Origin of the sequence: Roseomonas chloroacetimidivorans (assembly GCF_049629625.1) — a bacterium.
GTDB lineage: Bacteria > Pseudomonadota > Alphaproteobacteria > Acetobacterales > Acetobacteraceae > Roseomonas > Roseomonas chloroacetimidivorans.
Window position 1 is genome coordinate 1 of sequence record NZ_JBNBZS010000026.1, and the last position, 22566, is coordinate 22566.

The 22566-nt window shown below is 68.3% G+C and carries 21 protein-coding genes and 1 pseudogene; 13 read left to right on the forward strand and 9 right to left on the reverse strand.

Annotated elements, in window-relative coordinates; genetic code table 11:
* The 4 genes from ACO1BU_RS19335 to trpA all read left to right on the forward strand — a co-directional run.
* A partial coding sequence (locus ACO1BU_RS19335; RefSeq protein ID WP_424137599.1) for a hypothetical protein occupies positions 1-244 on the forward strand: 244 nt, incomplete at its 5' end.
* A 215-nt stretch (positions 245-459) separates the two neighbouring features.
* Positions 460-1347, forward strand: coding sequence for an EamA family transporter (locus ACO1BU_RS19340; protein WP_424137600.1), 888 nt, complete (start codon positions 460-462; stop codon positions 1345-1347).
* Between the two features lie 79 nt (positions 1348-1426).
* Positions 1427-2614 (forward strand): tryptophan synthase subunit beta, encoded by a 1188-nt coding sequence (gene trpB, locus ACO1BU_RS19345; RefSeq protein ID WP_424137668.1) that lies wholly within the window; start codon positions 1427-1429, stop codon positions 2612-2614.
* Positions 2614-3432, forward strand: coding sequence for a tryptophan synthase subunit alpha (trpA, locus tag ACO1BU_RS19350; protein ID WP_424137601.1), 819 nt, complete (start codon positions 2614-2616; stop codon positions 3430-3432). The genes trpB and trpA overlap by 1 nt, the downstream gene beginning before the upstream one ends.
* Before the next feature lie 131 nt (positions 3433-3563).
* Here trpA and ACO1BU_RS19355 read toward each other — a convergent pair whose 3' ends face one another.
* On the reverse strand, positions 3564-4934 hold the full coding sequence (locus tag ACO1BU_RS19355; protein ID WP_424137602.1) for an ammonium transporter: 1371 nt from the start codon (positions 4932-4934) through the stop codon (positions 3564-3566).
* A 29-nt stretch (positions 4935-4963) separates the two neighbouring features.
* Positions 4964-5302: a P-II family nitrogen regulator gene (locus tag ACO1BU_RS19360; protein ID WP_424137669.1), complete on the reverse strand. Its 339-nt coding sequence runs from the start codon at positions 5300-5302 to the stop codon at positions 4964-4966.
* 144 nt (positions 5303-5446) lie between these two features.
* Between ACO1BU_RS19360 and ACO1BU_RS19365 the strand changes: the two genes are divergently transcribed.
* The 3 genes from ACO1BU_RS19365 to rpsO all read left to right on the forward strand — a co-directional run bounded on the left by ACO1BU_RS19365 (position 5447) and on the right by rpsO (position 8198).
* Entirely contained in the window at positions 5447-6757 is a 1311-nt protein-coding gene (locus tag ACO1BU_RS19365) for an FAD-dependent monooxygenase (protein ID WP_424137603.1), read from the forward strand.
* Positions 6758-6932: 175 nt separating this feature from the next.
* Positions 6933-7901 carry a tRNA pseudouridine(55) synthase TruB gene (gene truB / locus ACO1BU_RS19370; protein ID WP_424137604.1) on the forward strand — a complete coding sequence of 323 codons (969 nt, stop codon included), beginning with the start codon at positions 6933-6935 and terminating at the stop codon, positions 7899-7901.
* 30 nt (positions 7902-7931) lie between these two features.
* Entirely contained in the window at positions 7932-8198 is a 267-nt protein-coding gene (gene rpsO, locus ACO1BU_RS19375) for a 30S ribosomal protein S15 (protein WP_424137670.1), read from the forward strand.
* Between the two features lie 42 nt (positions 8199-8240).
* Here rpsO and ACO1BU_RS19380 read toward each other — a convergent pair whose 3' ends face one another.
* On the reverse strand, positions 8241-8405 hold the full coding sequence (locus ACO1BU_RS19380; RefSeq protein ID WP_424137605.1) for a hypothetical protein: 165 nt from the start codon (positions 8403-8405) through the stop codon (positions 8241-8243).
* 76 nt (positions 8406-8481) lie between these two features.
* A complete protein-coding gene (locus ACO1BU_RS19385) occupies positions 8482-9630 on the reverse strand; it encodes an epoxide hydrolase family protein (RefSeq protein WP_424137606.1) in 1149 nt (382 codons plus the stop codon).
* A gap of 146 nt (positions 9631-9776) precedes the next feature.
* Here ACO1BU_RS19385 and ACO1BU_RS19390 point away from each other — a divergent pair, with 146 nt between their 5' ends.
* Positions 9777-10751 (forward strand): TAXI family TRAP transporter solute-binding subunit, encoded by a 975-nt coding sequence (locus ACO1BU_RS19390; protein ID WP_424137607.1) that lies wholly within the window; start codon positions 9777-9779, stop codon positions 10749-10751.
* On the forward strand, positions 10751-12811 hold the full coding sequence (locus ACO1BU_RS19395; protein WP_424137608.1) for a TRAP transporter permease: 2061 nt from the start codon (positions 10751-10753) through the stop codon (positions 12809-12811). Before ACO1BU_RS19390 ends, ACO1BU_RS19395 begins: the two co-directional genes overlap by 1 nt.
* Before the next feature lie 89 nt (positions 12812-12900).
* Here the strand turns inward: ACO1BU_RS19395 and typA are convergent, their stop codons facing one another.
* The 3 genes from typA to ACO1BU_RS19410 form a co-directional block, all read right to left on the reverse strand.
* Entirely contained in the window at positions 12901-14736 is a 1836-nt protein-coding gene (gene typA / locus ACO1BU_RS19400; RefSeq protein ID WP_424137609.1) for a translational GTPase TypA, read from the reverse strand.
* Positions 14737-15039: 303 nt separating this feature from the next.
* Positions 15040-15657 (reverse strand): hypothetical protein, encoded by a 618-nt coding sequence (locus ACO1BU_RS19405; protein WP_424137610.1) that lies wholly within the window; start codon positions 15655-15657, stop codon positions 15040-15042.
* A 243-nt stretch (positions 15658-15900) separates the two neighbouring features.
* The gene (locus ACO1BU_RS19410; RefSeq protein ID WP_424137611.1) at positions 15901-16902 is read right to left on the reverse strand and encodes an adenosine kinase; all 1002 of its coding nucleotides are present in this window, start codon (positions 16900-16902) and stop codon (positions 15901-15903) included.
* A 468-nt stretch (positions 16903-17370) separates the two neighbouring features.
* On the opposite strand from ACO1BU_RS19410, the gene ACO1BU_RS19415 reads away from it, so the two are divergent.
* From ACO1BU_RS19415 to ACO1BU_RS19425, 3 genes are all read left to right on the forward strand, one after another.
* On the forward strand, positions 17371-17889 hold the full coding sequence (locus ACO1BU_RS19415) for a bactofilin family protein (RefSeq protein ID WP_424137612.1): 519 nt from the start codon (positions 17371-17373) through the stop codon (positions 17887-17889).
* 72 nt (positions 17890-17961) lie between these two features.
* Positions 17962-18429 (forward strand): hypothetical protein, encoded by a 468-nt coding sequence (locus tag ACO1BU_RS19420; RefSeq protein ID WP_424137613.1) that lies wholly within the window; start codon positions 17962-17964, stop codon positions 18427-18429.
* Positions 18430-18649: 220 nt separating this feature from the next.
* Positions 18650-19645 (forward strand): SPFH domain-containing protein, encoded by a 996-nt coding sequence (locus ACO1BU_RS19425; protein WP_424137614.1) that lies wholly within the window; start codon positions 18650-18652, stop codon positions 19643-19645.
* A 71-nt stretch (positions 19646-19716) separates the two neighbouring features.
* Here the strand turns inward: ACO1BU_RS19425 and ACO1BU_RS19430 are convergent.
* Together ACO1BU_RS19430 and ACO1BU_RS19435 are read right to left on the reverse strand one after the other, a co-directional pair.
* Positions 19717-20824: pseudogene (locus tag ACO1BU_RS19430) on the reverse strand (THUMP domain-containing class I SAM-dependent RNA methyltransferase).
* A gap of 469 nt (positions 20825-21293) precedes the next feature.
* Positions 21294-21446, reverse strand: coding sequence for a hypothetical protein (locus tag ACO1BU_RS19435; protein WP_424137615.1), 153 nt, complete (start codon positions 21444-21446; stop codon positions 21294-21296).
* Between ACO1BU_RS19435 and ACO1BU_RS19440 the strand changes: the two genes are divergently transcribed.
* A complete protein-coding gene (locus ACO1BU_RS19440; protein WP_424137616.1) occupies positions 21435-22535 on the forward strand; it encodes a winged helix-turn-helix domain-containing protein in 1101 nt (366 codons plus the stop codon). The genes ACO1BU_RS19435 and ACO1BU_RS19440 overlap by 12 nt on opposite strands.
* Positions 22536-22566 lie beyond the last annotated feature (31 nt).

Here is a 22566-nt window from a genome sequence, read left to right on the forward strand (position 1 = left end):
GGCCTTCTACGCGGCCACCATCACCGACTTCCAGGACGGCATCGACCACCTCGTGATCGATGACGCCCTGATCCCGGCCTCGCTCGACACCCCGGACGAGCGGACCGCCCTGATCCAGTCGATCGCAACCGACATGGATGGCGGCGTGCTGCTGAACGGGCACGAGATCGGCGAGAACGGCACGCTGTTCCTCGCCGGCATCACCACCGCCCAACTCTCGGTCGACGACTTCCTCTTCACCTGATCAAACCAGGGAGGCGGGTGAAAAAGCCCGCCTCCGCACCGGGTGGAACGAACCCGCCCGGTGCGTCTCACCAGGACTGAAGCCACCGCCAGACCCGCCCGGACCTGAGCCGGGGGCTGCTTCACACTTCCGGCGGTACCGCCCCGTCGCGATCTGCTCTAGGCGGCAGGCATGAACGAAGCCGCCTGCATCATCGCCCCGCGCCCGGCCGAGGCATGAAACCTGCCCATTTGGCCCTCGCGCTGCTGACAACTGCGCTCTGGGGCTTCAACTTCGTCATGATCCAGATCGGGCTGGAAAGCGGCCTGCCGCCCCTGCTGATGGCCGCGCTGCGCTTCATGGTCGCCGCCCTCCCGGTGCTCTGGCTACCCCGGCCGAAAATTCCCACGGGCCGTCTGGTTACGATCGGCATGTTCCTCTTCGTCGGCCAGTTCGCCCTGCTTTTCACGGGTATGGCGGCGGGGATGCCGCCCGGCCTCGCCTCGGTCACGCAGCAATCCCAGGCTTTCCTCACCGGCCTTTTAGCCGCTGCCATCCTGCGGGAGCGTCCGACCCGCCGCGCCCTGGCCGGCATGGCCGTGGCCTTCGCCGGGCTCGCGCTGATTGCCACCACGGTTGGCGGCAACGGCGTCACGGCCGCGGGCCTCGCTCTCTGCCTTGCCGCTGCCGCGAGCTGGGCGGTGGGCAATATCCTGCTGCGCGGGGCCGGCTCTTCGCCCGGCGGGCCGCTCGCTCTCATGTCCTGGCTGAGCCTGGTGCCGATTCTGCCGCTGTCGGTCCTGTCCCTGGTGGTCGAGGGCCCCGCGACAGTGGCCCATGCCCTGGCGGAGCTGCGCTGGGCCGGGGTCGCGGCCGTGCTTTATGTCGCGATCGCCGCCACCAGCCTGGGTTATGGTATCTGGGGCTTCCTGATGGCCCGCTATCCCGCCACGACCGTCGCCCCCTTCGCCTTGCTGGTGCCGATCACCGGCGCCGCCTCCGCCGCGCTGGTCACGGGGGAGAGCTTCGGACCCACCCGCCTGGCCGGAATGGCGCTGGTGCTGGCGGGGCTCGGGGTGACCGCGCTGCGTTGGCGGCGTGACCCGGCCCCGGGCGCGCGCTAAAGACCTGCCGCCCGTTCCTTCGGGCCAACCAGACACGGGATACCCCGCCGTGAACAAGCCTCTTCCCAATTCCCTCCGCATGGGTCCCGACGCCCGGGGCCGCTTCGGCGATTTCGGCGGCCGTTTCGTGGCCGAGACGCTGATGCCCAATATCACCGAGGTGCAGGAGGCCTATGAGGCAGCCAGGAAGGACCCCGAGTTCGAGAAGGAGTGGCGACGCCTCCTCAAGGACTATGTCGGCCGTCCCTCCCCCCTCTGGTTCGCGGAGCGGCTGACGAAGCATCTGGGCGGCGCCAAGGTCTATCTGAAGCGCGAGGAGCTGAACCACACCGGCGCGCACAAAATCAACGCGGTGCTGGCGCAGATCATGCTCGCGAAGCGCATGGGCAAGACGCATATCATCGCGGAAACCGGGGCAGGCCAGCACGGCGTGGCCACCGCCACTGCCTGCGCGCTTTTCGACCTGAAATGCACGGTCTTCATGGGCGCGACCGATGTGGAGCGGCAAAAGCCGAACGTCTTCCGCATGAAGCTGCTGGGGGCCGAGGTGAATCCCGTGACCTCCGGGGCCGCCACGCTGAAGGATGCGATGAACGAGGCCCTGCGCTATTGGGTCGCGAATGTCCACGACACCTATTACTGCATCGGCACCGTCGCCGGCCCCGCGCCCTATCCGCAGATGGTGCGCGACTTCCAATGCGTGATCGGCGACGAGACGAAGGAGCAGTGCCTGGCCATTGAGGGCCGGCTGCCCGATGTAGTGGTCTGCGCCGTCGGCGGCGGGTCCTCTGCCATGGGCATCTTCCACCCCTTCCTGGACGATGCGGAGGTGAAGCTGGTGGGCGTGGAGGCCGCGGGCCACGGCATCGAGACAGGCGCCCATGCCGCCGCCATCAATGGCGGCACCCCCGGCGTGCTGCACGGGAACAAGACCTATCTGCTGCAGGACCGCCACGGCCAGATCCAGGAGGCGCATTCCATCTCCGCCGGCCTGGACTATCCGGGCATCGGGCCGGAGCATTCCTGGCTGCATGAGATCGGGCGCGTGGAATACACGGCGGCCACCGACAACGAGGCGCTGGATGCCTTCCAGCTCTGCTCGAAGCTGGAAGGCATCATCCCCGCCCTGGAATCCGCCCATGGCCTGGCGGAGGTGATCAAGCGCGCCCCGACCATGCCGAAGGACGCGATCATCGTCCTCAATCTCTCCGGCCGTGGCGACAAGGACATCTTCACCGTCGCCCATCACATGGGGGTGGAAATCTGATGGGGCGCATTGCCGCGCGCTTCGCGAAGCTGAAGCAGGAGGGCCGGGGGGCCCTCATGCCCTTCCTTGAGGCTTATGATCCCGACCCCGCCACCAGCATGGCAATCCTGCGCGGCATGCCCGGTGCGGGGGCGGACCTGATTGAGATCGGCGTGCCCTTCACCGATCCCGCCGCTGACGGCCCCACCGTTCAGAAGGCTGGACAGCGGGCGCTGAAGGCCGGCGGCAGCCTAGCCGGGGTGCTGGCCATGGTGCGCGACTTCCGCCGGGACGATGACGAGACCCCGCTGGTCCTCATGGGCTACCTCAACCCCATCATCGCCTATGGACCGGAGCGCTTCTGCGAGGATTGCCGCTCCTCCGGCGTGGATGGCCTGATCATCGTGGACATGCCGCCCGAGGAGGCGGATGAGGTGCAGCCCTATGCCGATGGGCTGGACATGATCCGCCTGGTGGCGCCCACCACCTTGGAGAACCGGCTGCCCACCGTGCTGAACGGCGCCAGCGGCTTCATCTATTATGTCTCGATCACCGGCATCACCGGCACGCGCTCCGCCGATGCGGCTGACCTGGCCGCGGCCATCCCCCGCGTGCGCGCGGCCACCGACCTGCCGGTGGCAATCGGCTTCGGCGTCCGTACCCCGGCCCAGGCGGCCGAGGCGGTGCGGGTCGCGGATGGCGCGGTCGTCGCCTCCTCTCTCATCGAGATTCTGGCCGGGACGCTGGATGCGAATGGGTGCGCAACGCCCGGCACGGTGCGGGCAGTGCTGGATGGGGTGCGGGCGCTGGCGGAAGGTGTCCGGGGCGCGCGGGAGTAGGGCGCTGACGCGCCCAAGCCCGAAGAAAGAAATGGTTAGGGGCCTGGGGAACTCTTTCCCCTGTCCCCCCTCCGCAAAAGCAAAAGGCCCCGGCGGATCGCTCCGCCGGGGCCTTTCTGTTCAGGCCGGGATCAGCCGAGGCGCTCGCCGTGCAGGGAGACGTCGAGACCCTCGCGCTCCTCTTCCTCGGTCACGCGCAGGCCGACGATCACGTCCACGATCTTCAGCAGGATCCAGCTGACGATGGCCGTGTACACGAAGGTCGCGATCACCGCGTAAAGCTGGATCATGAACTGCGACATGCTGCCGACCACGCCCTCGGGCAGCGCTGTGGTGGCCGAGAGCGGGCCATAGGCGAAGAAGCCCGTCAGCAGCGCGCCGACGATGCCGCAGATGCCATGCACGCCGAAGGCGTCCAGGCTGTCGTCATAGCCGCACCAGTGCTTGAGCGCGGTGGCGCCCCAGAAGCCGGCCAGGCCGGCGACCACGCCGATGATCAGCGCCGGAACCGGCAGCACGAAGCCCGAGGCCGGGGTGATGGCAACGAGGCCCGCAACCGCGCCCGAGATCGCGCCAAGGACGGAGGGCTTGCCCTTACCCATCCACTCCGCGAAGAGCCAGGCGAGGGCGGCGGCGGCGGCGGCAATCTGCGTCACCAGCATGGCCATGCCCGCACGGCCACCGGCCGCGCCCGCGGAACCCGCGTTGAAGCCGAACCAGCCCACCCAGAGCAGGGCCGCGCCGATCACGGCGAAGGCGAGGTTGTAGGGGGCCATGTTGTCGTGGCCGAGACCGATGCGCTTGCCCAGCACGATGGCCGCGACCAGGCCGGCCACGCCCGCATTGATGTGCACCACCGTGCCACCCGCAAAGTCCAGCGCACCCAGGCCGAAAATCCAGCCATTCGGATGCCAGACCCAATGGGCGATCGGCGAGTAGACCACCACCAGCCACAGGATGGTGAAGAGCACCATGGCCGAGAACTTCATGCGCTCGGCGAAGGCACCGGTGATCAGGGCCGGGGTGATGATGGCGAAGGTCATCTGGAACATCAGGAAGACCGTCTCGGGGATGGTGAAGGCCACCGCCGAATCGCCCGTGCCCAGGGTAAAGGGCTTGTCCCAGTTCTCCGCCACGCCGCGGAGGAACAGCTTGGAAAGGTCGCCGACATAGGCTCCACCCTCGCCGAAGGCGAGGCTGTAGCCGACCACCATCCACACGATCGTCGCGATGGCGACGATCGCGAAGGACTGCATCATCGTCCCCAGGATGTTCTTCTTGCGGACCATGCCGGCATAGAAGAGCGCGAGGCCGGGAATGGTCATCATCAGGACCAGCGCCGTGGAGGTCAGCATCCAGGCCGTGTCGCCGGTATTTACAGTGGCGTCCGCGGCCGGGGCGTCCTGAGCCAGGGCTGGGCCAGCCAGCAGCGCGGCACCCGCCAGCCCCAGGGTGGACAGCTTCGCGGCGGTCATTGCCCAGCCGCGCGAATCGGGTCGCATCGTCGTTTCCTTGTTTGTCATCGTGAGGTTCACAGGGCGCTCGCGTCAGTCTCGCCAGTGCGGATGCGCAGCGCGCGCTCCAGGTCCAGCACGAAGACCTTGCCATCGCCGATCTTGCCGGTGCGCGCGGTGTTGGCGATCGCCTCCACCACGGCATCCACCAGCTCCGACGGTACGGCCACCTCGATCTTCAGCTTGGGCAGGAAGGAGACCTGATACTCGGCGCCGCGATAGATCTCCGTTTGCCCCTTCTGGCGGCCGAAGCCCTTCACCTCGGTCACCGTCAGCCCCTGCACGCCGAGCGGGGTGAGCGCCTCGCGCACCTCGTCCAGCTTGAACGGCTTGATGATCGCCATCACCAACTTCATCGTGTCGCGGCCCCCTTCCTCCGCTTGGACCAAGCGAGCGATGCGAGTTGCGTGCCAAGCCTGTTACAACCAATTGGAGTGGCAGGTTCTGGTGTATTGCCTAAATCATGGGCAGAACACCGCCCCGTGATGCAGGAAAGATCGATGATGCCAACCGACGCCGCCATGCCAGAGGTCGATGTGCTGGTGATCGGGGCGGGCCCGGCCGGCGCCACCTTGGCGGCAGCGTTGGCCACCGGCGGGGTGTCGGTGGCGGTGGTGGATGCCCAGCCGCTGCCGCCCATGGAACTGCCGGCCTTCGACGGGCGCGCCTATGCCATCGCGGCCAGCAGCCGGAACCTGCTGGAAGCCGCCGGGATCTGGGATCACTTGCCGGCCCCGTCCTGCGCCATCACGGGCATCCGGGTCACGGATGGTCGCCCGGGGGAGCGCCCCTCCAGCCTGCACCTGCATTTCGACGCGGCGGCGATGGGGGAGGACGCCTTCGGCTGGATGGTCGAAGCACGGTCGCTGCGCGTGGCGCTGAACGCGAGGATGGCCACGCTGCCGGCCCTACAGGTGCTGGCGCCGATCACTGTCTCGCTCGAACGCTCGGCGGAGGGCGTGGTGGCGCGGCTGGCGGATGGGTGCATAATGCGGGCCCGGCTGGCGGTTTCGGCGGAGGGCCGGAAGAGCACCCTGCGTGGCGAGGCCGGCATCGGCGCCACGCGACTGGACTACCAGCAGTCCGGAATCGTCTGTGCCATCGCGCATGAGCGCCCGCATAACGGCACGGCACTGGAGGCCTTCCTCCCGAACGGCCCCTTTGCCCAGCTTCCTCTTCCCGACGCCTCCCCGGATGGTGACGATGAGCGCGCCCAGGCTGCACGGGAGGGCTTCCCACATGCCTCCGCCATCGTGTGGTCCGAGCGCAGCAGCCTGGCCCCGCATTTCATGGCCATGGACGCCCCTGCCTTCACGCGGGAAGTGGTGCGGCGCATGGGCAACCATCTGGGCGCGCTGCGCCTGGTCGGCGGGCGCTGGTCCTATCCGCTCTCCGCCCTGCAGGCGATGCGCTTCGCCGATACCCGCCTGGCCCTGGTGGGCGATGCCGCCCATGGCATCCATCCCATTGCGGGTCAGGGTCTGAATGTCGGCTTCCGCGACGTGGCGGCGCTGGCGGAGCTGGTGATCCAGGCTAAGGCCGCCGGCGAGGATGTCGGAGCTCCATCCCTGCTGGCGGCCTATCAGGCCGTGCGCCGGCCGGATTCCCTGGTGATGCTAGGGGCAACCCATGCCCTGGAACGGCTGTTCGGGAACGACCTGGCCCCCATCCGTATCGCGCGCCGCCTGGGCATCGCGGCCGTGGACCGGATGCCGGCCCTGAAGGGCTTCTTCGCCCGGCGAGCCATGGGCTTCGGCGGCGGAATGACATCCGGGCTGCTGTCGGGGCGCGGGATCACACCGGTGGGGTGAGGGACGACTCAGGGAGGGCAAAGCCTCCCGGTTCCGCAACCCACCCCCGCGTACCTCCCCCGTGCGATGCGTTGCGCCCGGTGCTAGAGGGCCGCCCTCCCGGCCCGGGAAAACGGGCGGAGGGATAACACACGGCCGCGTTCACGCCGGTCCGGAGTAGAGGGGCAGGCCGCGCATGGCGGGACAGGGTGGCGGGCACCGCCGGCAGAACCGGAAGCCCAAGGGGCGGCCGCTGGACGGCTGGCTGATCGTCGACAAGCCCACGGGCATGGGCTCCACCGATGTGGTGACGAAGCTCAAGCGCGCCTTCGACGCGCAGAAGGTTGGGCATGGCGGCACGCTGGACCCGCTGGCGACGGGCATCCTGCCCATTGCCTTCGGGGCGGCGACCAAGGCGGTGCCCTATGTCATGGACAGCACGAAGATCTACCGCTTCACGCTGAAGATGGGCGACGAGCGGGACACGGATGATTCCGATGGAAAGACCATCGCGACCTCCGACTACCGTCCGACAAATGAGCAGCTTGAGGCGGCGCTGCCGGCCTTCCGCGGCGACATCATGCAGATCCCGCCGATCTACTCGGCCATCAAGGTGAATGGCGAACGCGCCTATGACCTGGCCCGCGAAGGCCAGGTGGTAGAGCTGCAGCCCCGCCCGGCCCGGGTGGACCGGTTCGAGCTGGTGGAGCGGGTGGACGACGACACCGCTATCTTCCACGTGCAGAGCGGAAAAGGTGTCTATATGCGCTCCCTCGCGCGGGACCTGGCGCGGGCGGCGGGGACGGTGGGGCATATCGCCGCTCTGCGCCGGCTGCGGGTCGGCCCCTTCCGGGAAGAGCACGCGATTCCGCTGGACAGGCTGGTCGTTACGGGGGATACCCCGCCCCCTTCCCCGGCGCTTCTGCTGCCGGTGACGACCGCGCTGGACGACATCCCGGCACTGGCCGTTACCGAGAGTGAGGCCGCCCGGCTCTCCTTCGGCCAAGAATTGTCCCTGGTCGAGTTCATGGGCCGGGTTCCGCAGGCGGCCAACCCCGATGGGGGTCTGGTTCGCGTGTTGTCGGGGGAGCGCCTGATGGGATTGTGCCGCTTGGGGGAGGGGCTTCTCCGCCCCGAACGCTGGCTCGCCCGCAGCGACCGCTAGAACCCCTTACATCAGGATATCCCGATGTCGATGATCACTGCCGAGCGCCGCAGCGCGCTCATCAAGGAATACGCCACCGCCCCGGGCGATACCGGCTCGCCGGAAGTCCAGGTTGCGCTGCTCTCCGAGCGCATCTCGTCGCTGACGGAGCACATGAAGGCCCATCCGAAGGACTTCCACTCCCGGCGCGGCCTGCTGGTGCTGGTCGGCCAGCGCCGTGGCCTGCTGGATTATGTGAAGCGCAAGAACCAGCAGCGCTACGAGAGCCTGATCGGGCGCCTCGGCCTGCGTCGCTGAGATAGAAGGCCGGGGAAGGAAATCTTCCCCGGCCTTTTTCTTTCAGTAGCGCCGCCGCCGCGCCGACCAGACGAGCGGCGCGACCGAGAGGATGATGCCCGACACAAGGGCGCCGATCGCCAGCAGCCCGGCGGGCGTCACGCGGACTTCCGCCCTCAGGCTGACATGCTCGCCGAGCCTCACCTCCGCCGTTGCGGTCTGCACCACCGGTCCTGTCCCGGACGGGCGGTCCCCGTCCTGTTCTCCCGCCCGCTGAACAACCAATGGCCTTGCCGGGTTTGCTTCAGGCATCCGTCTCGCGTCCCCATTCGCGAATATCGGCGATGAAGGCGGTGGGAACCTCCATGGCGGCGAAGTGGCCGCCCTTCGGCTGGTCGATCCATCGGTTCACGGCATAGCCGCGCTCCACCCAGCTTCGCGGCGGGAAGGGCGAGCGTGGGTCGGGATAGGCGGCAATGGCGGTGGGCACCTGCACCCGGCGGCCCGGCGGAATCTTCCGCACATTCTCGGCCTGTGCACCGGCATAGTACCAGGCAGCCGTCGTGAAGGCGTCGTTCATCACGTAAATCATGATGTTGGTCAGCAGCTGGTCGCGGCTGAAGATCGCCTGGAAGGGCCGGTCGCGGTGGTCGGACCAGTCATGGAAGCGCTCCACGATCCAGGCGGCCTGGGCGAGTGGGTTGGCCTGCATGGCATAGGCCAGGGATTGCGGTTTCGTGCCCTGGAGCTGGGCATAGGCGCCGAGCTTCTGCTGGTTGGCGTCGAAGGCGGCTTTCCAGGCCTTCTCCTCGGGCGTTCCAGGCTCCGCATCAGGCTGCGTGAGCAGGTAGTTCAGATGGATGGCCTTTACCGAGCCCGGGTAGTCGAGGGCGAGCCAGGCGGAGACTCCCGCGCCCCAGTCCCCGCCCTGCGCGCGATAGCGGCCATAGCCCAGGCCGCGCATCAGCGCATCGAACAGCCGGGCGGTGGTACGGGGGCCGATGGGTGACCGGGGCTTGCCGGAAAAACCGAAGCCGGGGAGGGAGGGGATGACGAGGTCAAAGGCGTCCTCCGCCGTGCCGCCATAGCGGGAGGGAAAGGCCAGCGGCCCGATCACCTGCCAGAATTCATAAACCGAGCCCGGCCATCCATGAGTGAGCAGGAGAGGCCGCCGCCCGCCCGCCTCGCCGACGACGTGCACGGCGTGAATGTCGATGTTCTCAACACGGGCCATGATCTGGGGATAGCGGTTCAGTTCGGCCGCGGCGGCCTCCGCATCGAAGCCCTCCACCCAGTGATCGCGCAGGGCGGAGAGGAAGTCCGGGTCGCAGCCGTAGCGCCAGCCATCCTCGCCCTCTGGTGCGCGCGGGAAGGTGAAGGCGCCGAGCCGCTCCCGAAGGCGGTCGAGCGCGGCTCCGGTCCAGCGGATCTTGAAAGGGGTTGTCTCCATCATCGACCTATCCTGGCAGCGCGGCGGACGGAGGATGCAACGCTGAAGCGGGCCGGATGGTGGCAAGGCTGCCCAAGGCCGGGCTTTCGCCTGTCGCGGAGAGCAGTCTATGCTTCGCGCCAGAGGAAACTGTTTAAGGATTTGGGACGATGGGAAAGATCCCGCGTCGGGGCGTCTTCGCTGCAGGGCTCGCCCTTGCGGCACCACGCCTCGCTCTGGCCCAGGACGGCCAGCAGCTTGCCATCGCCACGGGCACCACGGGCGGCGTGTACTATCCGCTGGGCGGCGCGCTGGCCAATCTCTTCTCCCGCCAGCTTCCCGGCATGTCGGCCACGGTCGAGGTGACAGGCGGATCGGTCGGTAACCTGCAGCTTCTCGGCGCGGGCCGCGTGGGGATGATCTTCACCCAGGTGGATGCCGCGGTGGATGCGGTCCAGGGCAAAGACCGGTTCCGCGGGCGGCCGGTGCCGGCGCGGGCCATCGCGGTGATCTACACCAACCGCATGCAGGCCGTGACGACGGTTGCCACGGGGATCAAGAGCATCCCGGACATGAAGGGCAAGCGCGTCTCGACCGGCGCGCCGGGCTCGGCGACCGAAGTGATGGCGCTGCGGCTGATCGAGGCCGCCGGGCTGGACCCGGCGAAGGACTTCCGGGCGCGGGAGCGACTCTCCCCGGCGGAATCGACCAACGCCATGAAGGACGGAAAGCTCGACGCGTATTTCTTCGTCTCGGGCGTGCCGACGAGTGCGATCACCGATCTGGCGGCGAGCCCCGGCATCCAGATCCAGATGATCGACCATGACCAGTACACCGCGAAAATCACCGAGAAATACGGGCCGGTCTATTTCAACGAGGTGATCCCCAAGGGGACCTATCCCGGTCAGGAGACCGACAACAAGCAGATGTCGGTGGCTAATGTGCTCGCCGTGCGCGAGGACATGCCGGCGGATCTCGTGACGAAGCTGCTGCGCATCACCTGGGAAGGCCGCGAGGAGCTGGCGCGCACCCATGCCGAGGCGCGCAACTTCAAGCTGGAGGGCCAGAAGACTGCGGCCGCCGGCATTCCGTGGCACCCCGCTGCGGAAGCTTTCTGGAAGGCGGCTGGGGCCAATCTCGCCTGATGCGGCGCGAGGAACTGGCGGCCCCGTCCGACGGGCCGCCCGGCGCTGCCTCTACTGTAACGGATCTGGGCTCGGCACTGCCGCCGGAGGTGGCGCCGGGATCGCTGGATGCCGCGACCACGGCCAAGGTCGAGGCGCTGATCGAGGAGGAAGAGGGAGCCCAGCACCGCTTTCGTGGAATCCTGGCCTGGATCGGCACGGCGCTGGCGCTGGCGATGAGCCTGTTCCATCTCTGGGCCGCCTGGGACATCGTGCCGACGACCACGCTGCGCTTCGTGCATGTCGGCTTCGCGATGGTGATCGGCTTCTACCTGTTTCCGGCCGCGCGCCGTTTCCGGCATCGCTTCATGCCCTGGGACGCGGTGCTGATCGCGGCGGGGCTCTACTGCACCTGGTACCTGATCGCGGGCGGCGACGACCTGCAGGATCGGGTGATTTTTCCCGAAACAATGGATCTCGTGGTCGGCTGGATGCTGGTCGCGCTGGTGCTGGAAGTGACGCGGCGGACGACCGGCTGGGTGATGCCGGTCGTCGCCATCGTCTTCATCGCCTATGCGTTTTTCGGCAACCACCTGCCCGCGCCCTGGACGCATCGCGGGTACGATTCTGAGCGGCTGATCCCGCATCTGGCGGTGGGGTTGGATGGCATCTTCGGCACGGCGGTGGATGTCTCGGCGACGCTGATCATCCTGTTCACGATCTATGGCGCCATCCTGCAGCTCAGTGGTGCCGGGAAGTTCTTCGTGGACTTCTCCTTCTCCGTCATGGGCGGGAAGGCGAGCTCGGCGGGCCGGACGGTTGTATTGTCCTCCTTCCTGCTGGGCGGGCCCTCCGGCTCCGGCGTGGCGACCACTGTCACCCTCGGCACGGTCGCATGGCCGATGATGAAGAAGGTGGGGTACCGGGCTGCCGATGCGGGCGGGCTGCTGGCCGCGGGCGGGCTCGGCGCGATCATCTCGCCACCCGTGCTGGGAGCCGCGGCCTTCCTGATCTCCGAATATCTGAAGATCGGGTATCTCGACGTGCTGCGCATGGCGGTGATCCCGACCTGCCTTTACTACGCCTCGCTGCTTTTCATGGTGGAGCTGGACCAGCGGCGCCTGGGGGCGGCGGGGAAGACGGTGGAAGTGCCCGCCGCGACGCCGGCCTGGGAACTGGCAAAGAAATACGGGTTCCACTTCTCCTCGCTGATCGCGATCATCGTCTTCATGGTGCTGGGCTACAGCTCCACCCTCGCCGTGCTCTACGCGATGGTCGTGGCCGTCGTGCTTTCCTTCCTGCGGAAGGAGACGGCGCTCTTCCCGCGCAAGCTGATCGAGGCGCTGGCCATCGGCGCCATCCAGTCGGTCGGCATCGCAGCGACCTGTGCCTGCGCGGGCATTATCGTCGGCGTGATCACGCTCACCGGGCTGGGACTGAAGTTCTCGGACATCGCCATCCAGGCTGCGAACGGGTCCATCCTCGGCACGGCACTGTTCACGGCGCTGATCGTCTGGATCATCGGCCTCGCCGTACCGGTGACGGCCAGCTACATCATCTGCGCCGTGGTGGCGGCGCCGGCGCTGATGAAGTTGGGCGTGCCGGACTACGCGGCCCATATGTTCGTCTTCTACTACGCGGTGTTGAGCGAGGTTTCGCCGCCGACCGCCCTGTCGCCCTTCGCGGCGGCCGCGATCACGGGGGCCGGGCCTTACTCCACGACGCTCCAGGCCTGGAAATACACGCTGCCGGCCTTCGTGCTGCCCTTCGTCTTCGTGACCGATCCGGAGGGGGTAGGGCTGCTGCTCTCGCTGACGCCGCAGATGACCTGGCTGGACGTGGCCTGGCAGATCATCCTGGCCACGGCGGGGCTCGCGGCACTGGCGGCGGCCTGCCAGGGATATTTCGTGCGCGGGCTGAACGCGGCTGAGCGGGTGGGCTTCGCGGCGGCGGGGCTGCTGCTGGTCTTCCCGGCATTGCTGGAAGGGGTGGTGCCCTGGCTGCCGGCACCGCATTGGATCGGGCTGGCGCTGGCTGCTGCGCTCCTGGCTTTGCAGGGACGCGGCCGGGTGTTGGCCTGAAAACAAAAAGGCCCGGGGGATGACCCCCGGGCCTTGTGCACCAGCACCAAAGATGGAGGCCGGGGAGAATTCCTTCTCCCCGGCCTTTCTCACGCCGCCTCGCTCTCCGCGCGGCGGGCGTGCTTCTTGCGCTCATGCGGATCGAGGTAGCGCTTGCGGAGCCGGATCGCGCTCGGCGTCACCTCCACCAGCTCGTCCTCCTCAATATAAGCGATCGCCTGCTCGAGGCTCATGCGGCGGGGCGGAACCAGCAGAAGCGCCTCATCCTTGCCGGCGGCACGGATGTTGGTGAGCTTCTTCTCCTTGATCGGGTTCACGTCCAGGTCGTTCTCGCGCGAATGCTCGCCGAGGATCATGCCCACATAGACCTTCACGCCCGGATCCACGAAGAGCGTGCCGCGCTCCTGCAGGGCGAAGAGGGAGTACTGCACCGCCTCGCCATCCGAGTTGGAGATCAGCGAACCCTTCACGCGCCCCTCGATCGGCCCGGCCCAGGGCTGATAGCCGATGAACAGGCGGTTCATCATGCCGGTGCCACGCGTGTCCGTCATGAACTCGCCATGATAACCGATCAGGCCGCGGGACGGGATGTGGAAGGTCAGGCGCACCTTGCCACCGCCCGAGGGCCGCATGTCCTGCATCATGCCCTTCCGCAGGGACAGCTTCTCGACGACCACGCCCGAATAGCCCTCGTCCACGTCGACGAGCACCTCCTCGAAGGGCTCCTCCTTCTGGCCCGTCTCCGGGTTCTCGCGGGTGAGGACGCGCGGGCGGCCGATGGTCAGCTCAAAGCCCTCGCGGCGCATCGTCTCGATCAGCACGCCGAGCTGGAGCTCACCGCGCCCGGCCACCTCGAAGGCGTCCACTTCCTCGGACACCTTCACCTTGATCGCCACATTGCCCTCCGTCTCCTTGAAGAGGCGGTCGCGGATCTGGCGGGAGGTGACCTTCTTGCCCTCACGACCGCCCAGCGGGCCGTCATTGATGCGGAAGGTCATGCTCAGGGTCGGCGGATCGACCGGAATGGCCGGCAGCGGCTCGGTCACCTCGGGGGCGGCGATCGTGTCGGGGATCGTGGCGTCGGACAGGCCGGCGATGGCGATGATGTCGCCCGCCTGAACCTCGTCCACCGGCACGCGCTCCAGGCCGGAGAAGGTCATCAGCTTCGTCAGGCGGCCGGTCTCCACGACGCTGCCATCCTGGCGCAGCACGCGCACGGGCATGTTCACCCGCGCCACGCCCTGCTCAACGCGCCCCGTCAGGATGCGGCCCAGGAAGTTGTCGGCCTCAAGGATGGAGGCGTTCATGGCGAAGGGGGCGTCGAGGTCCACCTTCGGGGCCGGCACATGGCTCAGGATCAGGTCGAACATCGGGGACAGGTCCTTGCGCGGCCCGTCCATCGACAGGTCGGCCCAGCCCTGGCGGCCCGAGGCGAACATGGTGTGGAAGTCCAGCTGCTCATCCGTCGCTCCGAGCGCGGCGAAGAGGTCGAACACCTCGTTCAGCACCTCGTCCGCGCGGGCGTCCTGGCGGTCCACCTTGTTGATGACCACGATCGGCTTCAGCCCACGGGCCAGCGCCTTGGTCAGCACGAACTTGGTCTGCGGCAGCGGACCCTCGGCCGCGTCGCAGAGCACGATCGCGCCGTCCACCATGGACAGGATGCGCTCGACCTCGCCGCCGAAATCGGCGTGGCCTGGCGTGTCCACGATGTTGATCTTGGTGCCCTTCCACTCCACGGCCGTGGACTTGGCCAGGATCGTGATGCCACGCTCCCGCTCCAGGTCGTTGCGGTCCATGGCGCGCTCAGCCACCTGCTGGTTGGCACGGAAGGCGCCGGCCTGCTTGAGAAGGTTGTCCACGAGCGTCGTCTTGCCGTGGTCGACGTGGGCGATAATCGCCACGTTGCGGATGTTTTGTGTCACCGCGCGATGTCCCTTAACCTCGCGCCGAGGGGTCCCCCCGGCGCTGCGCGCGATGCCGGCCCATGCAGGGGTCCATCGCGCCATGTTTCGCATCCCCAAACGGGGATGCGGCCCTCCGCTCGACGTCCATCCATATGGAAGGCCCCGCGCGCATGGGCGGCGGGGCCTGTCTCGGCGGTTCGGCGTGTTGCAGCGCACAGATAGCGTGCCGCACACCGAATTGCGAGGGTTTCCGCGATGCCCCGGCCCCACCTCGCCCATGCATTGGGAGCGGGGCGGGAATGGACCGGGATCAGGCCGGACTCAGCCCCTGGGCGGCGTGGCCTCGGCAGGGATGCCGGGACCCTGGGGTACCGCAGGGCGCGGCCCTTCCCGCGTCGGCCGCGCCGGGCGCTGGAGATGGGGCGGCAAGGTCGGCGCGTCCACCGCGGTAGGCACGGTGTCCGGCAGCGGCCGGGCGCCGGGGCCCGTGGGGGTGGCGGGCAGAGCCGTCTCGGCCTGGTCCAGCGCGTTCAGCGCCGCCCGCGTATCGCCCTGTCCCGCCAGCCGGCGGGCGGAGCGGATCTGGCTCACCGCCGCGGTGCTCTGCGGCCGGTCGGCCTCGGTGGCAGCCACGGGATTGGTCAGGAGCCGCGTTTCAGCCCGCTCCAGCGCCTCGACCGCGCGCCCGGTGCTGCGGCGGACCAGGAAGGTGCGGGCCTCGGCGAGCAGGGCGCGGGCCTGCTCCACGCCGCTGATATCGGCATCGGCTGCATTGCGGTTCTGGGCGGGAACATAGGGGGTGGCGGTCGGGGCAGCGCGCTCGCGCTGCATCTCCCGGAGCGCCGGGTCTGCCCCGGACGGACCAGGAGCCTGGGCCAGGGCCGGGGTGGCCAGGGCTATGGCCGCCAGCACCGCGGTCAGGGACGTCGTGCGGATCATGCGTTCTCCTTCGTCTTCGATCGCCAACGCGCCGGGGAGGGATCGGCTTCGTGGTATGGCGATGGCCCGTTCCGGTAGCCGCTTCCCTGAGGTCTCCGAATGACTGCTTCTGGCAGGCTTAGCTCAGGGCCCACCGGGACGCCTCGGCAGATCTCCGCTGAAACGCCGATCGATGGTGGAGTCCGGGGAGCATGATGCTCTCCGGCGGAGGGTCCAGGGAGGCAGAGCCTCCCTGGGGCCATCTCAAATCCCGACGAGCTTCCGGAGGTCGGCCTGGGGCCGGGCCCCGAAATGAGAGATCGCCTCGCTGGCCGCCACGCTGCCCCAGCGACCGCATTCAGCCAGGGGCAGGCCCCGGGCATGGGCTGCGAGGAAGCCGGCGGCATAGGCGTCGCCGGCCCCGGTCGTGTCGATCATCGTGGTCGGAACCGCCGGAACCTCGATCACCTGCCCGCCCGCGCCCGTGTTGGGGGCAATGATCCGGCTGCCCTTCTCGCCACGCGTCATCGCGACCAGCTTGCCGGTTGCGGCGAAGGCCCGCGTCGCCGCCTCCGCGTCGCTCACCTGGAACAGGGACAACGCCTCGTCCTCGTTGGCAAAGACAATGTCGCAGTCGCGGGCGATGAAATCGAGGAAAGCGGCGCGGTGCCGCCCGACGCAGAAGCTGTCCGACAGGGTCAGCGCCACCTTGCGCCCCGCCCCATGGGCGATGGCGGCGGCCTTGCGGAAGGCAGCCTGCGCCGCCGGCGGGTCGAAGAGATAGCCTTCCAGATAGGTCAGGGCCGCGGATTCCACCGAGGCCTGGTCCACATCGGCTTCCCCGAAGGTCACGCAGGCGCCGAGATAGGTGTTCATCGTCCGCTGCCCGTCCGGGGTCACCAGGATCAGGCAGCGCGCGGTCGGGTCACCGCCCTTCAGCGGTGCGGTCGGGAAGGCGATGCCCAGCTTCTTCAGATCCTCGGAGAAGGCCCGGCCCGGCGCGTCATCCGCCACCTTGCCCAGATAACCGACCTTCGCGCCCAGCGCGGCTGCCGCCGCACAGGTATTGGCGGCCGAGCCGCCGCCGGTCTGGATGCCTTCGCCCACCGCGGCGTGGATCGCTTCGGCACGGGCCGTGTCGATCAGCGCCATGCCGCCCTTGGTCATGCCCCATTGCGCCAGGGTGGCATCCGTGGCCGAGGCCACCACGTCCACGATGGCATTGCCAATGCCCAGGATGTCCAGCGCTGCCTGCTGATCCGCCATTGCCCGTCAGTTCCCATGCCGCCGGGCGTGCCCGGCCCTTTTCGGAGGGGCGCCCGGCCCCGATCGGCGCCGCCATACCATGCGGCGTCACGGCCGGAACCTGCCCGGCGTAACAGACGAATGATTCTCCGCCCGATTCGTCCATCGGCCGTTGTGCCCTGTCTGCTGGCCGTGATAGCCGAGTCCGGCAGGTGCGGGACCGGGGGGGTCCCCTCCGCGCCAGGCTGCTGCCCGTCTGGTTTGCCGGCCCGTTCGCGGGATCCGCGACCGCCCGGCCGGCAGGCCGCGCAATGTCCGTGACCGCCTTTGCCAGGGGGATCTGCCATGTCCGTCTTCCGCCGCCGACCGACCGACCAAGGGCCCAGTGAGGCCGTGGAACCCACGACCGTGCCCGTTTTGCGCGATCCCGAGTTATCGGTGCCCCCTTTCCGTCCCACTCCGGGGCAAGCCGCCCCCAAGGACACCACCATGAGCCTGCCGCCCAAGCCTACCGCGCCTCAGGGCCCTGCTGCCGCCCCCGGCGTGTCCATGCCGCCGCGCCCGGCCGCCCGTCCGGCGGCATCGGCCGCCGAGCGCCGTACCCTCGTGGTCGGCAAGGGCATCTCGCTCCAGGGCACGGTGAACGATGCCGAGCGCCTGGTCGTTGAGGGCACGGTCGAGAGCCAGATGATCCAGGCGGCCGAGCTGCAGATCGCCCAGTCCGGCGTTTTCAAGGGTGAGGTCCAGGTCGAGGACGCCGAAATCGCCGGCGTGTTCGATGGCACCATCACCGCCCGTGGTTCCCTGACCATCCGTTCCACCGGCCGCGTGCTGGGCGTGGCGCGCACCCGCAAGCTCTCGGTGGAGGAGGGCGGCCAGCTCTCCGGCCGCATGGAGATGCTGAGCGAGGGACAGGAGGCGGCCCCGCCCAGCGCACCCGTCCCGGCGCCGCAGCCTGCCATGGCCCCGCAATACGCGGCGCCGGCCCTGACCCCGTATAACGACTGATCATCCCGATGCGCGGCCATGCGGCCGCGCATCCCTGCTGGCCATCTGCATTCCGGGGCAACGGGACCGGCGATGATCGCGTCAACCGGTGGCGTCTGTCGCCTGGCCCCTGTTCTGCGCGGGGCCGGGTGGATCGTTCCGTTCGCCCTGCTGCTTGCGAGCTGCGCTCCTGCCGGCCCGGACCGCGCCGCCAGCGAAGTGCTGGAGAAGGTGCTGGAGCAGCACCGCGCCAGCATCGCCGCGCTGGATACAACGCCCCGGCCGCCGCCCCGTTCCGCCACGCACCGCCTGGCCCCTGGCAGCGTTGCCGCCCTTCTGGGCCAAACCCAGGAGGCTGTCCTGGCCGCGCTTGGGCCTCCAGCGCGGCGCCGGCCCGAGGGCCAGGCTGAAATCTGGCTCTACCAAGGGCCTCGTTGCGCCCTGGATCTCATTCTGTACCGCGATCGCGCCACGGCGCGTGTCGCCTGGGCCGCGGCGCGCGCCAGCGGAACGGAACGCGAGACGGAAGCAGGGTGCCTGACCGAGCTGGGGGCAGGGTAGGAACCGGCCCGCTAGGCTCCGCCGCGTGTAAGTGGGCATATAGGCAGACAAGTTTGGTCCGAAGCGGCATCTCCGCTTTGCGGCATGCGAGATGGCGAAACGAACACACTTCGGCCCCGCGCTGCTCGCGGGCAGTGCCCGGACCGAAGCCAGTGATCCGCAACCGAACGCTGGATCGGGCGGCTTGCAAACCCCCGAGCAACGGTGACGCTTCGAGAACTTGGACACTGAGCAAGGGATCAGCGGCATGAGCGAGGTGGACCTTCCCCAACGGCAAGAGCCTGCGCGGCAGCCAGCGATTGCAGAGCGGCAGGGCCTCGCGGCGAACGGCTACGTCGCTCTGCTGGCCATCCTGGTGCTGGTCCTCTGCGGTGTGCTGCTGATCGCGAACGGTGCACCTGTCGGCAACAGGGGGCGGATCTTCACGGGATTTGCGCCGTTGCTGCTCGGCCTGTTCCTGCTGCGGGGCCTCTATATCCTGGCACCGAATGAGAGTGCCGTGTTCCTGCTCTTCGGCTCCTACCGTGGCGGCGATAGCAGGACGGGGCTGCGTTTTACGAACCCGCTCTATGCGCGTTCCAAGGTGTCCCGGCGTCTGCGCACGCATGAGATCGCGGCGCTGAAGGTCAATGATGCCGTGGGCAACCCGATCGAGATCGGCGCCGCGGTGGTGTGGTCGGTCTCAGATGCTGCGGCGGCCCTGCTGGAGATCAATGATTACGAGAGTTTCGTGCGGGTGCAGAGTGATACCGCGCTGCGCCGGATTGCGGGCAGCCACGCCTATGACAGGGCAGAGGTCGCCATCGCTGAGGGACAGGCCGAGGCGCCCCTGGGAAAATCCATCCCGCGGCCTCCAGCGACGCTGCTGGATGGCGGTGACGAGGTGGTGCTCGCACTGGCGCGGGAACTGCAGGACCGGGTGCGCCGCGCCGGGATCAGGGTAGAGGAAGCACGGATCACGCACCTCGCCTATGCGCCCGAGATTGCCGGGGCGATGCTGCGGCGGCAGCAGGCGGAGGCGGTGCTCTCCGCCCGGCGGAAGATCGTGGCCGGCGCGGTGGACATGGTCGAGGACGCGCTGTCGGCCTTGGAACGCAAGGGGCTGGCACTGGACCCGGAGCGGCGGGCGGCCATGGTCGCCAACCTGCTGGTGGTCCTGGTTGGCGACAAGGACGCCACCCCCGTGATCAACGCCGGAATGATACCGCGGGAATGAGTGGTGGAGGGCATCAGACCCGATGGGGGCCGCGTCCATCGCTCCCTACGGCCGCCGCGCCCCGCGGAGACTCACGCCAGAGGGCCGGTCCGAAACAGGGAAACACGCAGCCCGCCATGCGGAACGGGCGCATCGGTCGGCAGGAACGGCAATCCGGTTGCATAGGCCAGCCTGGGCTCGCTCGTAATGATCCCGACACGCCAGCCCGTGAAGCGGCTCTTCAGCATCTGCCCGAGTGCGCGGTACAATGGGGACAACTTCGTCCTGTCCCCGATGCGGGTGCCGTAGGGCGGGTTGACGATGACGAGGCCCGGCGGGCGCGAGGACTTCGCTGATCGTGGCCTGCCGGAATTCGGTGTAGTCGGAGACGCCCGCGCGCTCGGCATTCGCGCGGCTCATGGCGATTGCTCCGGCATCCCTGTCGCTCCCATAGAAGCGGGCGGCCGGTGTGCGCCGGCTCTTCACCTCGCGCATGCGCTGCCAGGCGGCCGCATCGAAGGTTGCGAGCTTCTCAAAGGCGAAATGGCGGGCGCGGCCCGGATTGAGGCGTGCCGCAATTTCCGCCGCCTCGATGACGAAGGTACCGGATCCGCACATCGGGTCGAGCACGGGTTCGGCGCCGTCATAGCCGCATTGCTGCAGGAAGAGCGATGCCATGGTCTCCCGCATCGGTGCCGCGTTGATCGCTTCCTTGTAACCACGCTTGTGCAGTGCTTCGCCTGAGGTATCGACGCTGATAGTGCAGATGTCGTGCTCGATGCGCACCCTCACGAGGATCTCGGCGTCCGGCGAATGGGGCGCGCCGAGTGTTTCCCGGATGGCGGTCTCGATCCGCTCGGCCGCGGCACCGCTATGATAGATACGCGATGCCGTGCAGGACGCCTCCACCCGGAATGGCACGTCGGGGCGTAGGACGCTGTTCCACGCGACGCGGCGCGCGCGGCTGTCGAGCTGCGCGAGATGAACGACACGGAAGGAGTCGATGCGCGCCAGGACGCGGCCGGCCCCCCGGATCCACAGGTTCGCACGCCAGACTTCCGGCCAGCCGCCCTTGAGGACAACGCCGCCAGGAACGGGCTTCGGTTGCTTGAATCCCTTGCCGCGCACTTCGGCGCAAAGCACGGGTTCCAGGCCCGGTGCCGCCGCAAGAAATATCTCGAAGTCTTTGTCCTGCGTCATCTCGCCTGCATGACTGGAAGTAAGCGCATCACCGCACCTTTCTCCGCCTGTGTGGGCTCAAGGACAGGCACAGTCACGCTTGGCCCTCGTACCACCCCGCCAGAGGCACGGCCATCATGGCCGGTGTTCCATACCCAGTCATTCCGGTCAGCATCATCGACCGGACTGATACCCGCCTCCGGGAAGCCGATCGAAGCGCCTGGATGGCCGGGATCGGCGTTTAGCTGCTGATCGCGGCCAGTTCCGAGCGGAAACCCGGCGAGCACGACCGCCAAGCCTTTCCATGCCCTGGTCGCCCAAGGCTCGGGATTGCTCCAGCCAGATTGGTCCTGGCACATTGCGGGCGGAGGCCAGGGCAGGTGCAGGGGCAGCCGGGTGGCCAAGAGGCTCGGGGCAGTGAGCGCGGCGCAGAGGCTAGCAACGGCTGGGGGCTTTTCATGACGGGAGCGCGGCGCTGAAAGCGGAACTCTCAGCTTCCGAGGCTCGCCGCATCGCGCTTGCCGCGCAGGGCTTCAACGCGTGGCGTCGCCGTGACGAGGTTGGGGCGGCACAGCTGCGCAAGGTCATCGGCCGTCTCGGCCTTCTTCAGATCGATAGCGTCAACGTCCTCGTGCGCGCCCATTACCTGCCGATCTTCTCGCGCCTGGGCTCCTACGATCGCGCGCTCCTTGAGGCGGTGGCGGTGGCCAGACCGAGGCGCTTCTTCGAATACTGGGGGCATGAGGCGTCGCTTCTGCCCATTGATTGCCAACCGCTGCTGCGCTGGCGCATGGCCCGTGCGCTTGGCGGCCGAGGCATCTGGCGGCAGCTCGAGCCCTTTGCGAAAGAAAGGCGGGGCGAGGCCGATGCGCTGCTCGCCCGCATTGCTGGCGAGGGGCCGCTGGCCGCTTCCGACGTGACGGGCAGCAGGGCTTCGCGGGGCATGTGGGTGTGGAGCGCCGCGAAGCATGCACTTGAATGGCTGTTCTGGGCGGGGCTGGTCACCTCGACGCATCGCCGAGGCAGCTTCGAGCGCGTGTATGACCTGCCCGAGCGGGTGCTGCCCCGCGCCATCCTCCAACTTCCGACGCCGCGCGGCGTCGACGCCCGGCGGGAACTTCTGGCGCGTTCGGCGCAAGCGCTTGGTGTCGCCACGGCGCATGACCTGCGCGACTATTACCGCCTCTCCCCCGCGGACGCGCAACTGCCCATCGAACAACTCGTGGAGGAGGGAACCATCATCCCCGTGCGTGTGCAGGGCTGGCAGCAGCAGGCCTATTTGCACAAGGACGCACGTACCGGCCGTAAGCTCGAGGGCTCGGCACTGCTGTCGCCCTTCGACCCACTTGTCTGGCACCGCCCGCGAACCGAGAGACTGTTCGGGTTCCGCTATCGTCTCGAGATCTACACGCCCGCTCACAAGCGCGAGCACGGCTACTATGTGCTTCCCTTCCTGCTGGACGGAGCTCTCGTCGCCCGCGTGGACCTCAAGGCGGATCGAAAAGCAGGCACCTTGGTCGTCCTGCGGGTGCATGTTGAGCAGGGTGCGCCACGATGCACGGTGGACCGATTGGTCGGAGAGCTTCGCCTGATGGCGTCATGGCTCGGACTGGGGAGCCTTACCGCCGCGCCCGCTGCCGCTATCGACAGTTTGCCCCCGGCCTCCGAGATCGGCGTCGACAGGCTGACCGCGAAGTCCACCCTGGCGGAAGAGCCCAGCTCGGCCGGATGACCTGGCTGGGCGCCCAGCTGCCACGACGAAT